The organism is Ruegeria sp. AF7 (assembly GCF_056541885.1).
In genome coordinates this window covers 91,918-105,365 of record NZ_JBQFYX010000006.1, presented here as the reverse complement: position 1 = coordinate 105,365, position 13,448 = coordinate 91,918, and the positions used below count along the sequence as shown (strand labels likewise).

At 56.0% G+C, this 13,448-nt stretch carries 11 protein-coding genes; 7 read left to right on the top strand and 4 right to left on the bottom strand.

Annotation, left to right across the window (positions count from 1 at the left end):
• The first annotated feature begins 17 nt into the window (after positions 1-17).
• From ACR0AP_RS12655 to ACR0AP_RS12625, 7 genes are all read left to right on the top strand, one after another.
• Complete coding sequence (locus ACR0AP_RS12655; RefSeq protein ID WP_480507014.1) at positions 18-767, top strand: basic amino acid ABC transporter substrate-binding protein; 750 nt, start codon at positions 18-20, stop codon at positions 765-767.
• Between the two features lie 66 nt (positions 768-833).
• On the top strand, positions 834-2,480 hold the full coding sequence (locus ACR0AP_RS12650; RefSeq protein ID WP_480507013.1) for an amino acid ABC transporter permease: 1,647 nt from the start codon (positions 834-836) through the stop codon (positions 2,478-2,480).
• Entirely contained in the window at positions 2,477-4,462 is a 1,986-nt protein-coding gene (locus tag ACR0AP_RS12645) for a beta-galactosidase (protein ID WP_480507012.1), read from the top strand. The genes ACR0AP_RS12650 and ACR0AP_RS12645 overlap by 4 nt, the downstream gene beginning before the upstream one ends.
• Positions 4,463-4,586: 124 nt before the next feature.
• Positions 4,587-5,711, top strand: coding sequence for an extracellular solute-binding protein (locus tag ACR0AP_RS12640; RefSeq protein WP_209507630.1), 1,125 nt, complete (start codon positions 4,587-4,589; stop codon positions 5,709-5,711).
• A 116-nt stretch (positions 5,712-5,827) separates the two neighbouring features.
• Entirely contained in the window at positions 5,828-6,940 is a 1,113-nt protein-coding gene (locus ACR0AP_RS12635) for an ABC transporter ATP-binding protein (RefSeq protein ID WP_480483654.1), read from the top strand.
• Between the two features lie 12 nt (positions 6,941-6,952).
• Entirely contained in the window at positions 6,953-7,873 is a 921-nt protein-coding gene (locus tag ACR0AP_RS12630) for an ABC transporter permease (protein WP_209597330.1), read from the top strand.
• Positions 7,870-9,138: an ABC transporter permease gene (locus ACR0AP_RS12625; protein WP_480483655.1), complete on the top strand. Its 1,269-nt coding sequence runs from the start codon at positions 7,870-7,872 to the stop codon at positions 9,136-9,138. Before ACR0AP_RS12630 ends, ACR0AP_RS12625 begins: the two co-directional genes overlap by 4 nt.
• Before the next feature lie 43 nt (positions 9,139-9,181).
• On the opposite strand, the gene ACR0AP_RS12620 is transcribed toward ACR0AP_RS12625, so the two are convergent.
• From ACR0AP_RS12620 to ACR0AP_RS12605, 4 genes are read right to left on the bottom strand one after another with little or no spacing between them, the layout of a single operon-like run.
• A complete protein-coding gene (locus ACR0AP_RS12620) occupies positions 9,182-11,098 on the bottom strand; it encodes a beta-galactosidase (RefSeq protein WP_480507011.1) in 1,917 nt (638 codons plus the stop codon).
• On the bottom strand, positions 11,095-11,955 hold the full coding sequence (locus ACR0AP_RS12615; protein WP_480507010.1) for an SMP-30/gluconolactonase/LRE family protein: 861 nt from the start codon (positions 11,953-11,955) through the stop codon (positions 11,095-11,097). The genes ACR0AP_RS12620 and ACR0AP_RS12615 overlap by 4 nt, the downstream gene beginning before the upstream one ends.
• Positions 11,952-12,557 (bottom strand): 2-dehydro-3-deoxy-6-phosphogalactonate aldolase, encoded by a 606-nt coding sequence (locus ACR0AP_RS12610; RefSeq protein WP_480507009.1) that lies wholly within the window; start codon positions 12,555-12,557, stop codon positions 11,952-11,954. The genes ACR0AP_RS12615 and ACR0AP_RS12610 overlap by 4 nt, the downstream gene beginning before the upstream one ends.
• Positions 12,554-13,447, bottom strand: coding sequence for a 2-dehydro-3-deoxygalactonokinase (locus tag ACR0AP_RS12605; RefSeq protein ID WP_480507008.1), 894 nt, complete (start codon positions 13,445-13,447; stop codon positions 12,554-12,556). Before ACR0AP_RS12605 ends, ACR0AP_RS12610 begins: the two co-directional genes overlap by 4 nt.
• Position 13,448: the final 1 nt, after the last annotated feature.

The window sequence follows — 13,448 nt, the reverse complement described above, 5'->3', positions numbered from 1 at the left end:
CAAAGGAGTACCTGAACATGATTAAGAACCTACTTGCCGCTGCCACACTCACGACACTGATTGCTCCAGCGGTTATTGCTGCCGACCTAGAGGGTCGTGTTCTGAAAATCGGAACCGATGCGACATACCCACCGATGGAAACCGTGGATGAAACAACCGGAGAGATCGTGGGCTTTGATGTCGATGTGATGAATGCGATCTGCGCGAAGGTCAATTGCGTTCCCAACTTCGTAAACACCGCCTGGGACGGTATCTTTGCGGCCCTTCAGCAGGGTGAGTTCGATCTGGTTATCTCGGGCGTGTCGATCACACCGGAACGCGAAGAAACCATGGACTTTTCCGAGCCTTACATCGTTGTCAGCCAAGCCATTCTGTTGCAGGTCGATAATTCTGACATGACACTTGAGGACTTCAAAGCCGGTGGCCAGAAACTGGCCGCGCAAACCGCGACGACCAACGCCCAATTGGCGGAAGAGCTTGTCGGGCGCGAGAATGTCAGCCTTTACGACAACTTCTCGGCCGCCATTCTGGCGCTTCAGAACGCGGACGTTCAGGGCGTGATCATCGATGGCACTTCGGCGGCGGCCTATGAACAGGAATTTGCGGGCGAATTGACTGTTGGCATTACAGGCCTGCAATCCGACCCGTTAGGCATCGTGTTTCAGGAAGGTGATCCGACAGTGGATGCAATTAACGCTGGTCTGAAAGCCATACAGGAGGACGGAACACTGGACGAGCTGACGGCCAAATACTGGGGCACCAACTGATCCATTAGCGCCCTTTTTTGGTCCGGCGGTCAGCACCGCCGGGCCTTGTTTTAGCGGAGAATTTCCATGTCGCGCCTCAGCACGATCCGCCCGAGTAACCTGGTGTTGCTCGCTGCAGCGCCCTTTATTATCTACCTGTTCGCTACATCCTCAAAATACTTGCGGTCGTTGGTCGCAATTCTGGGGATCGGCATCGACGCGGGGCCCATTTTTGTAGGGTTTCTGCTGATTTCGACCGTTGCGATCCTTGGATATCTTTGCGCCCGGTACGCGCGGTTTTCACAAAACTCCCCCGGCTGGTTGAGGTTCAGTGCGCTTGCTGCGTTACCGGCTGCTGCGGCGCTTTTGGTCATCAGCTTTGTTTCTCCGCAGCTTCTGATGCCATTTGCCGAGTCGGTCTTCTTTCATGCGCTCAGCGAAAACACCTCACCCCTTATCGATCGATCCAGTCAGACCTGGGTACTGTTTCCGGACGTGATCGCCAAGGTTCAGTCGGGACTACAAGTTTTCCTCACAGTTTACGCGGCTGTCGTCGCACTATGCCTGATTTCGGCACGTTTGCAGCCGCCCTGGCGCAGGCGCGTCTTGTTGGGGTTGGAGTGTCTCACGGGCGCGGTTCTGTTTTATCTCATGTTCATGGCTCATTGGCAGTTCGCAACCGGGGTGGCCATTACATTCCGTGCGGCCATTTTTGCCTATATCTTCGCGGCCATTCTTGGTTTGGTCTGGGTCGGGCTGCAATCGTTCAAACCAAAGGCACGTACGACGGTCGTCTATGGTTCGATCAGTTTGGCATTGTTGGCAGCCTCGGCCTTTTTCTTCATGCAGCCGCAGGTCAGCTTTGTTCTGGTGGGCAGCACCGAGGGGCGTATCGCGGTTGTGCGCGGCACGCCGCAGGCGCAGGCTGACATTATCCGGTTTGGCGAGTTCGATGGGGCCGGCGGTCAGCAGTATCGCATCCGCAGCGCAACCGATGCCACTGCCGCGCTTGAACAAATCGAAACGGTCGACAGTGTCTCGGGCGCTTTTATCCCGGAGGAGGCGCATTCGCAAGGTTATCCGGTCCTGTGGCAAACAAGATTTCTACCCGACAAGTACCGCAATCCAGCCCTGGCATTTGCCGTGCTCGGGTTTTTGTTGCTGACACTGACCATCGGCGGGGCTCAGCATAAGCTGCATCCGCTTGCGGTCGGGGCCGAGTTTTTCGTGGATACGATACGTGGCATTCCGATGCTGGTGATCATTCTTTATATCGGTTTGCCGCTGGCGGGCGCAGTCAAGGATGTTACCGGCGGCGGTATCGATATGACCAATATGACACGGGGGATTATCGCGATCTCGGTTGGTTATTCCGCCTATATGGCCGAAATTTTCCGGTCCGGGATCGAGGCGATACCAAAAGGCCAATTGGAAGCGGGCAGCTCTCTGGGTTTGTCGCGATGGCATACGGCGCGGCTTATTGTTCTGCCGCAAGCCCTTCGGATTGTAGCTCCACCGCTTGGCAATGAGTTTATCGCGATGATCAAGGACACGTCATTGCTGTCAATCCTGTCCGTCCGCGACATGACCCAGAGGATGCGAGAATTTCAGGCGGCTAGCTTTTTGCCCTTTGCCCCCTTCAACACGGCAGCAATCCTGTATGTCGTTCTCACACTCGGCTGCGCCAGTTTCCTGAAGTGGATCGAACGACGCACGGCAAAGGACACACGATGAGCGCGCTGGAACTTGGGGTTTGTTACTACCCCGAACAGTGGGACCCTTTGCAATGGCGAGACGATGCTGCCCGAATGGCAGATATGGGGTTGGATTGGGTGCGGATTGCTGAATTCACCTGGGGCCTGATCGAACCCGCGCGCGGTCAGTTCCACTGGGGCTGGCTGGATGAGGTGATTGAGATTTTGGGGCAAGCCGGTCTGCGGGTCATGATGTCCACCCCAACAGCCGCCCCCCCAAAATGGTTGATCGATGAGTACCCCGAAATCCTGCCTGTAGGGCCGGATGGTCGGGTCAGAGGGTTCGGTTCGCGCAGGCATTATTGTTTTTCCAGTGAGGTTTATCTGACCGAGGCGCAAAGGATCGCAACCGAATACGCTCGCAGATATGGTCAGAATTCGTATGTACAAGCGTGGCAGATCGACAATGAGTATAACGACCACGATACAGTTCTCAGCTATTCCGATGCCGCGCGGACTGGTTTTCAGAACTGGTTGGAGGAACGATATGGTGCAATCGACGTATTGAACGACGCGTGGGGAACCGTTTTCTGGGGGTCGCTTTACTCACGGTTTGGTCAGATCGAACTGCCCAACGGGCTGGTCGCCATGCCCAATCCAGCCCACGCGCTGGATTTCGCGCGCTATTCTTCAGAGCGGGTTCGGCTGTTCAACAAAACGCAGGTGGATGTTCTGCGCAAATATGCGCCGGGCCGGGATATCACCCATAACTTTATGGCAGGCAGTTTCGAGTTCGATCACCACGTCGTGGCTGCTGATCTGGATATTGTCGGGTTCGACAGTTACCCGCTGGGGAACCTATTGGGCTCTTCCCTTTCGGATGAAGAAAAGCGCCGTTATCTGCGCACCGGCGCACCGGACTATCAGGGATTTCATTGTGATTTATATCGCAGTCAGGGGCGCGGTCGGATGTGGGTTCTGGAACAGCAGCCGGGTCCGGTAGATTGGGCCGATAAGAACCCCTCTCCGGCAGAGGGGATGGTTCGGCTTTGGACCTGGGCGGCCTATGCACATGGCGCGCAAGCCGTGATGTTCTTTCGCTGGCGACAGGCAAAATCTGCTCAAGAACAATACCATACAGCGATATTGCGGTCAGATGGCAGCCTGGATCAGGCCGCTGTTGAATTGGCCCAGATCGTGAAGGATCGCGCCATTTTGCCACCCGAGAGGCGGGCAAAAGCGCGGGTTGCAATGCTGCTGGATTATACCTCGATCTGGGCGGCGGATATCCTGCCGCATGACAGGGATTTCCCCAATGTCCAGATTTTTCGCGAGTGGCACACTGCTATTCGTGGTTTTGGGGTCGATCTTGATTTTGTTGGCCCTGAAGATGAACTGAGCGACTATGCCCTCATCGTATTACCGCAAAGCATGATCGTGACGGCTGACCTTGCAGACAAGCTTGACGCTTCGGGAGCCAAGATACTGATAGGTGCCCGTTCCGGCAGCAAGACATCCGGGATGAACACTCCTTCCAATCTGGCTCCGGGCGAACTGGCAAAGTTAACAGGTATCCGTGTCACGCGCGTCGAATCACTCCCTTCACTTGCGCAGGAGGCTGTGATTCTTCCCGATGGTCAGCAACTCGAATTCACGGGCTGGCGTGAAATCGTCGAAACCAAAGAGCACGTTTTGGCCCGCTTCAAGAGCGCTTATTGCGATGCCAGCCCGGCGGTCATCCGTTCTGACCGCACGACCTATCTGGCAATGGTTCCGCGTAATGAGCTTTTGCAAGCGATTGTCGGTGAGGTACTGAACTGGGCTGGGATAAATGCAACGCCTTGCGATCCCGATTTGCGCATAACCCAACGCGGCTCGACCTACTACGCGTTCAACTTCAGTGACGTTTCAAAGCCTTTGCCTGTTGGCCTTGCACGTCAAATTTTGCTTGGTTCAGATCCGGTCAATCCAAAGGACATTACCGTTTGGCAGGAGAATGCGGCGCCTCATAATTCAGCTTAGACGTGTCAAATCGCGAAACTGGACATAAGATTTTCGCAAACTGTCACTTTTGGACTGACGGATGGGCGCAGAAAGTCCTATGAATAGAAAACAAAAAAATCGAGTCCAACAACGGGAGAACACTATGGTTACCAAATCATCACTTTCCAGACGCACTGTTTTGAAAGGAGCGGGTGCCGCTGCACTTGCCGCGCCTCTTTACAGCAAGAGCGCACTGGCGTCGTCCGGTGAAATCAACATCCTGATGTGGTCGGATTACCTGCCGCCCAGCTTTATCGAAGAGTTTGAGACCCTTACCGGCATCAAGGTGAACTACACCGGGATCGGCTCAAACGAAGAAATCATCAACAAGATGAAGGCAACCAAAGGTCAGGGCTTTGACATCGTCTCACCGACCAACAACCGCTCGTTGCAGTGGGAGCCGCTGGAGCTGTTGCAGCCCTTTGACATGAACAAGGTTCCGGTCGACTTGGTGAACCCTGCCATGGCCAAAATCGGTACGGATGCTTGGAACTTTGGCGGCGCCGGGGTCCACTGGTTGCCGCATATCTGGGGCACCGAAGGTATTGCATACCGCACCGACTTGTGGCTGCCGGCTGGGGATGCACCATCCTATGGCGACGTCTGGTCGGAAGAAAACGCAGGCAAGACCATGGGCCGCGCGCATTCTATGATGCTTGGCGCTGGTCTTTACATGGAGCGTTCCGGCGAGATGGAGCCGGGTTCGGTCTGGGCCGCATATGGCGATGAAGAAACCATGCGCAAGGTCTGGGGACAGATCACCGACTGGTGCATTGCACGTAAGGATCGCATCAAGCTGATCTGGAACGACGCCGACACGCAGAAGAACGGCCTTCTGAACGAAGGTGTTGTTGTCGGTCAGACCTGGGACGGTCCGCCACTGGCACTGAAATCGGCTGGTGAACCGGTGCACTATCAGGCGCCTATCGAAGGGGCGATGGCATGGGTTGACGGGATGTCGATTCCATCTGGTGCGGCGAATATCGACCAGATCTATGCCTTCATCGACTTCGCCTATCAGGCCAAACCTGCCGGTGTTGCCATCGACAGCCACGGGTACAACTCTCCTGTTCTGGGGGCTGACCAGTATTCTGGCGACACCTACAAGAAGAACTTTGCCGAGGCCTATCCGGGCGACTCGCTGGCCAACCTCAACCCGTGGCCGGCCGAAGCACCATGGTATGCTGAAACGCGGACCGAGTTCGTCAACAAGTTCAAGAGCGCATAAGCGATCTGAAACCATGCCCCTCGCGTTCTGCGGGGGGCAACAATCTGTGCGCCGCTCCGGCGTAACGGAAAGCTATGTGGTGTGGTGACAGCACACACCTCAGGGAGATACCAAAAATGAGTGCAGGGGTCGGAGTCGATCTGGAAAACCTGTGGATCCGTTTCGGTGACTTCGTCGCCGTGCGCGATGCAAACGTCAATATAAACGGGGGCGATTTCTTTTCGTTCCTCGGGCCCTCGGGTTGCGGAAAAACAACGATCTTAAGGGCTGTTTCCGGCTTTCTCGAGCCTAGCGAAGGCAATGTTCTGATCGGCGGCAAGAACATGCGGGGCATCGGACCTAACAAACGCCCCACTGCTCTGATCTTTCAGAACCTGGCGTTGTTTCCCTTGATGAAGGTCTGGGAGAACATCACGTTCTCGATGGAAATCAAAGGTGCCAGCAGCGCCGAACGGCGCAAGCGCGCTGATGCGCTTTTGGACATGATCGCGCTGCCGGGGCAAGGCGACAAACTTCCTAGCGAATTGTCTGGGGGTCAGCGTCAGCGAGTGGCCATCGCTCGCGCCCTTTGCGCCGAGCCGGATGTTCTGCTTCTTGATGAACCTTTGTCGGCACTTGACCTCAAACTGCGCCAGCACATGCGAACGGAACTGCGTGAGATACAGCAGCGTGTGGGCATTACCTTTATCTACATCACACACGACCAGGGCGAGGCACTGACCATGTCAGACAATATCGCCGTCATGCGTGCAGGTGTGATTGACCAGATTGCCGACGGTAAAACCATCTACAACGATCCCAACACGGCTTTCGCGGCCTCATTTGTCGGCGAAAACAACGTTTTCCGTGGCAAGATCAAACAGGTCATGGGCAACGAGGCGCTGATCTCGACCAACCGTTCGGGCGACCTGGTTGCACGGATATCGACCGCCAACCAAGGCAAGATGAAAGAAGGCGATAGTGCGATGATGTTCATTCGCCCCGAAGCTTTCGCCATTGCGCCCGAGGGGGCTTCGGGAGACCATTTTGTTACCGCGCGGGTCAACCACGAAGAATTCGAAGGCAACGTCTTCAACATCTTTACCGAAGGTGAAGGCGGAAAAGAGATCAAGGTGTCGATCCCGAACCATGGACAATCCTTCGAGGACCACACCGGACAGAACATCACGTTGGAATACAAGACGCATAATGCCGTCATCGTTCCTGCGGGTGAACTGGCTGCAGAATAAGGGGAAATACTCATGCCCCAGTTTCTGAAAGACTTCTTCAATCGCAACGGCACCGGCATGGGAGTGGCGATCCTGGGTCTGGTTCTGTTCTGGACCATCGGCCTGATCATCCTTCCGCAGCTGTCGATGTTGGACTTCTCGTTCCGTCCGAACCTGCCGCCGCCAGAGATCGGCGGACCCAAAGACGTATATACGCTAGAGAACTACAAATATCTGATTTATGGCCCCGAAGGCGGCAGTCAGGACTACAACACCGTTGATCTGAGGGTGTTTTTCCGAACTCTTGTGGCTGCGGTTTTTGTGACGGTTTTCAACCTGATCATCTGCTATCCGATTGCCTATTACCTGGGTCAGGCCGAAGGTAGCCATATTCGTATCTTTGCGATCATGCTGATCATCCCTTACTGGATCAACGAAATCCTGCGCGCCTTTGCGCTGCGCATCATCTTTGGGGAAACAGGTGTGTTGAACACGTTGTTCACGGGACTGGGCATCTGGGATACGCCGTTCGACTTCATTCGCAATGACATCGCGCTCTATGCGGGTCTGGGATACGCCTACATTCTGCTGATGATTTTCCCGATGTATAACGTGATTGAAAGTCTGGACAAAAACCAGATCGAAGCAGCACGCGACCTTGGGGCGCCGTGGTGGCGGATACATTGGCGTGTGGTCATTCCTTATGCCAAGCCGGGGATCAGCTCGGGCTGTACCATGGTCTTCATGTTGTCCGCCGGTGCGTTGGCTGCGCCGCAAATTCTGGGCGGGCCGTCCAGTCTGTGGTTCACCCAACTGATCTATCAGCAGTTCAATGACAACAACGACTGGCCACAGGGCGCCGCCTACGCGATCGTTCTGCTGGTCACTTGTATTCTGTTCGTGCTGGCCATGATGCGCCTGTTCAAAGTGAACATGGGGGATATCGGGAAATGAACAATTCCTTCCTCCGTATAAGCATCTGGGTCTATCTGGCGATCTTCTTCCTGTATCTGCTGGGCCCGCTTGTGATCATGTCGATCACCGCGTTCAACTCGTCCGGCTTCCCCCGAATGAGCCCATGGGAATGTCTGACATTCCAGTGGTTTGGCGAACTGTTTCAGGATCAGCGCATCCTGAACGGTATCAAGAACTCGCTGATCATCGGAATCGGCACAGTGATCCTGTCCGTGGCGATGGGTTTGGCAGGCGCGCTGATGCTGACCCAGATCTGGCCGAAGCTTCGCGCGACCTACTATACTGTCATCATCGCACCGATCCTGATCCCCGGTGTGGTTCTTGGTATCTCGACGCTGGTCTTCTGGGACCGGATCAACCGGATGCTGGGGCTGGGTGCAGACAGCTTTCTGTCGAACGGTATTTTCCTGACGGTGATCGGCCAATCCACCTTCATCGCCAGTTACTGTATGCTGGTGCTGGTGGCGCGGTTGCAGCGTTATGATGTCGCCCTGACCGAGGCTGCGCTGGACCTTGGGGCCAGCCACGCTCAGGCTTTCCGCAAAATCCTGCTGCCGTTCATGCGCCCGGCGATTGCCTCGGCGGCGGTGCTGGCATTCTTGGCTTCGTTCGAGAACTACAACACCACCACTTTCACCTTTGGTGAATACCCGACGCTGACGATTGAGCTGGCTCAGAAGGTTCGCTACGGCATCACGCCTGCGATCTCGGCGCTGGCATTCATCATCGTTGCGCTGACGGTTTTCTTCGCTCTGCTTAACGAAGCCAAGCTGAAACGTCAGGAACTGGTGGCCGCGGCGCGTAAGAACGCAACGGTCGAGGAACTGGCTGGAAAGATCAAGCTGCCCAGTTTCTTTGCCGGTAACATGGCCGCCGTGTTGTTGGTCGCATTTGCGGTTGTAACGATCACCGTTATCGGCACAGCGGCGACCTACAGTCCGGCGCAATGCATTGCCGATGTTCGCGAGCAAAAACAGCTGGAAGCGGAACAACGCATTCAGGAACTTCGCAAGCAGCGTGAGGAACGCCGCAAACAGCAGGAGGCGGAAAAAGCCGGGCAGGGTGATGCCCAAACCGCGCCAAAGCCGTCAAATAACAGCGGTTTTGGTAATGTCTTCGCTCCGAACTCGCTGGATGGTAGCGAGAATGAAAGCAACGAAGGTACTTCTGAATCCGAGAGTGAGCCATCCAACAACAGTGGTTTCGGAGGGGTGTTTGACCCCAACAGCCTGAAAAGCGACTAATCGCTGTGCTAAGCGGCAACCAACGCATTTGCCCGGACAGAATTCAAATCTGTCCGGGCAGATTGCGCTTCAGGATTTTCACATCACAACCGCCAATGGTCGACCCGTTCCAGACCACCGGTTCAGCGTTATAGTTGATCAAGAACACGTGATCGGCTGTCTCACGCAGTCGCAGTCCTGGCGGCATTGGCTTCGGGCTCAATCCCGTTTTTCCCGCAGCCAGACCGACGACTCGATCCCATAATATTTCGTTTGGGAAGCCTGCAAGATACCAAAGCCCGTCCCCTGCCATAAGCGCAGGCGCTCCGTCATCAAACCTCAGAGTTTCTTCGGCTGATCCTGAAAGGCGATCAATCCAATGCTGTGCCGCGCCGCCGCCTCGGACCGTCCGGTTGACAGCGGGGGGCAGTGTTTCGACCAAATCCACGTTGCAGTCCAACCCTTTCAGGCCAGGTCGACCAGCGGCGGGGATCTGGAAATCACGGGTAATTGCGCCGCTGCGCGGGCCGAGGATTGCCAGATCCGAGTTGTCCGTTAACCTACGCTCCAAATCCGGGTCAATCGTTGCCAGTCCGGGGGCAAGGATCAGTGCATAATGCGCGGACAGGTCATTGGACGAAACGAAATCAATCGACAACCCCGCCCGGCGCAATGCACGATAAGCTGAGAAGACCAACCGGAAATAATCAAAGCCTGCTCCTTGCGGTAGCGATGTCCAGGCCCAGTCCGAGGGGTAATCAAACAGTATGGCAACTTTGGATTGCGCCTGATGCACCTCGCCCAATGTGGATAGCTCATCCGCTGTCTGACGGGCCTCGTGCAAGGCAGGGGCAGGGCGATTGTCCGGTGTCAGCAAACCCGCGTGCATCTGTTCCTGTGCAAAGGGGGCTTGGCGCCATCGAAAGTAGCTCACAACCTCAGCACCGTGGGCGACAGCCTCAAGCGACCACAACCGTACCATTCCGGGCAGGGGTGCCGGGTTATAGGGCGCCCAATTCACAGGACCGGGTTGTTGTTCCATCACCCACCATCGGCCACGGCCTACTGCCCGGTAAAGATCATGGTGAAACGCCTGCATGTCCGGATCGCCTTGCTGAAGAAAGGCGGTCTTGTGGGCTTCGTCATCTTCCAATCGGTCCGATAGAAATCCGATCGGATAACTGTCCCAAGTCGCAATATCCAGATCCGCGCCAACCTCGAAATGGTCGAAATCCAGAATACGGCCCATGTAGTTGTGCAACAGCGGCGCATCGGTCAAAGGTCGCAACACATCGACCTGAGCTTTGTTGAATGCCACAACCTGATCTGAACTGAACCGACGGAACGCCAGTACATGAGCGGGGTTAGGCTCGGTTACAGTTTGATTGGGTAAATCAACCTCATCGAAGCTACGGTACTCCATCGACCAGAACACGTTTCCCCAGGCCTTGTTCAGCTGTTCTATGGAACTGTATTGAACAGCCAGCCAGCGCCTGAATGCGTTCAGAGCCGGGGTACTATAGCTGACGGTTGTGTCGTGGCACCCATACTCATTATCGACCTGCCATGCCGCCACATACGGGTTGTGACCATAGCGCTTCCCCAGGACCCTTGCGATACGGACACATTCATCGACATAACCCTGGTGGCTAAAGCAATAATGTCGCCGTGACCCGAATTTGCGCACGTTTCCATGTGCATCCACGGCCAGCATGTCCGGATGTTTGTCCAGCATCCAACGCGGTGGCGTTGCTGTTGGTGTGCCAAGCACGACTTTCAATCCCGCCTTGCCAAGTGTTTCAACCGCAAGGTCCAGCCATTCGAATTGCAGGGTTCCGGGGTGGGGCTCCAGCCGGCTCCAGGCGAACTCTCCTATGCGCACCCACGAGATGCCAGTGTCCACCATGCGCGCGGCATCTTCCGCCCACATCGCCTCGGGCCAGTGTTCAGGGTAGTAACACACACCAAGTTCCGGCTTCATAATATGATCCTGTGTTCTGCCTGCCCTCGCCCCGCGTTTGGCATTGCAAAGGTCATGCCGTTGGTGGGTTGGGATTCAATATCCGCGTTGCTCAACCCTTGGCGCGCTGAGGTGCAGAACAGCGTGCCTAAGCTGTCGCCGCCAAAGGCCGGGCAGGACGTATGTAACGCGTCGAAGGAAATGGCCTTTAGGAATTGACCTTCGGGCGTGTAGGCCGCGACACGTCCAACCCCCCATTGCGCGATCCAGATGTTGCCGTCGGCATCAACCACCGCACCGTCCGGGTTCAGGCATTCTTTGCGTAAGTCCAGAAATACCGTGCTTTCTCCTTCGGGCCATCCGCTTTCTGCATTCAAGCTCCAGCGCCTGACCTGCCTGACCGTCGTGTCACAGAAATAGGCCACGGATCGAACCGGGGCAAAACAGATTGCATTGGAAATCGTCACATCCGACACGAGACATCTGAGTGTACCTTTCCAGAACCGATAGATTGATCCGGCCCCGGCTTCAGCCTGTTTGCCCATCGTACCGATCCAGAAACCGCCCCAGGGATCAGCGCGACCGTCATTCGAGCGGGTGATTGGGTTGTCTGCCTCGAGCGGCGTGACCAGCGCTCGATGCCCGGACTTCAAGTTAAACTGCCAAAGACCCGTTTCCGACGCCAAAAGCAGTGTATCGCGATCCACCCAGCCAGCGGCAGAGACATGTTCATCGAAATCCCAGCTTATCTGATTTACGCCTTCGCGCGTCATCAGGCGTTTGTTGAGAATGTCGAACCAGAATAGCTGTTGCCGAGCGGGGTGCCATAGCGGACCTTCGCCCAACGCGCATGGGCGGTCGTCAAAGACCGTACTCATCCTGCCGCCTTGTCAAAGGCTGCCACGATCTGCCCCGCGCGTTCTGCGATTTCGACTGTGTCCATGCCGGGTTTGTACAGCGCTGATCCAATCCCGAATCCATCGGCACCAGCTTTGATCCATTGGTCGAAATTTTCAGGCCCGGCACCACCGACGGCAAAGACGCGTGTTTTCTTGGGCAAGACGGGTCGAAGTGCGGCCAATCCTGTAGGGCCTGCCATGACGCCAGGAAACAGCTTAAGTCCTGTGGCCCCGGCTTTGAGAGCGGCAAAAGCTTCGGTCGGCGTGTAAACACCCGGCCAGCTGTGCATCCCCAACGCCACAGACCGTTTGATCACATCAGCATCATAGTTGGGTGACACGATCAGCCTGCCTCCGGCATTCCGGACGGCGTCCACCTGATCAACTGTTAGTACAGTACCTGCGCCTATCAGGGCGTGATCTTCGAAGGCGCGGGCCAGTATGGAAACGCTGTCGAGCGGATCAGGCGAATTGAGTGGAACTTCGATCCGGTCGATCCCTGCATCGATGATAACTCTACCAACGGCTTCAGCTTCTTGTGGTCGCAAGCCACGCAGAATGGCGATGATGGGGCGGCTCATGCGGTTTGCCTTGTCATGTTTCGCGCCAGCGCCAGTCCGGCCAGCGTTGCTTCGGTGGCGTTTGCAGTCTCAACAAAAGCGCCCTGTTGTTTCAACGCTGCCGCATAGACCCGCGATACGGCATCTGCACCAATGATAGCCAGTTGTTGACCCAGCCAATAGGGACGGGTTGCGGCCAATTCAGCACCAATAAGCAGTCCCGACAGCCGCGCACGCGCGATGCCTTTGTCCTGATTATGCAGCAGGTCCGCAGCCCGCAAGCCGAACAGGCGCGCAGCCAATTGTTCGGGTTTGGACAATGTGTCCGCCACAGCATCGGCAAAGGTATTTTCATCCCATCCTTCACCTATCGAATGCCGCAGCACAGATTGCGCACTTAACAAATCAAAAAGCTCTCCGGTCATGAGCGTCCGGAAACTCACGATTTCACCTGCGCTGACCTGAACCCATTTCGTATGGGTTCCTGGAAGACAGAGGACACCATCCCAGTTCTGGCGAGCACCCAAAAACCCTGCGATCTGTGTTTCTTCGCCCCGCATCACATCTGGTGGGCTCAGTTGCTTTAATCCGGGTATGACGAAGGCCCGGATGCGCGAGTTTGTGCTGGGAACACGGACCGGTACTTGCGGCAAGGGTTGCGACGGAACGGTAGAATAAGGTGCTTCGACCCAGCCTTGGCGTGCACCGACCATACCGCAGGCGATCACATCTATGGGGCCATCCTTCAGCCAGTTTTCAACAAGTTCCAACAGGGCAGTCTGGAACCCGTCGGCTCCGATACGTGCCATACCTTTGTCGGACTGCGCGCAGTCCAGCACCGTTGCCCCCTGCATGGCCCAGACCCGCAGGTGAGATGTGCCCCAATCGGCGGCGATCCATTCAGTATTCATT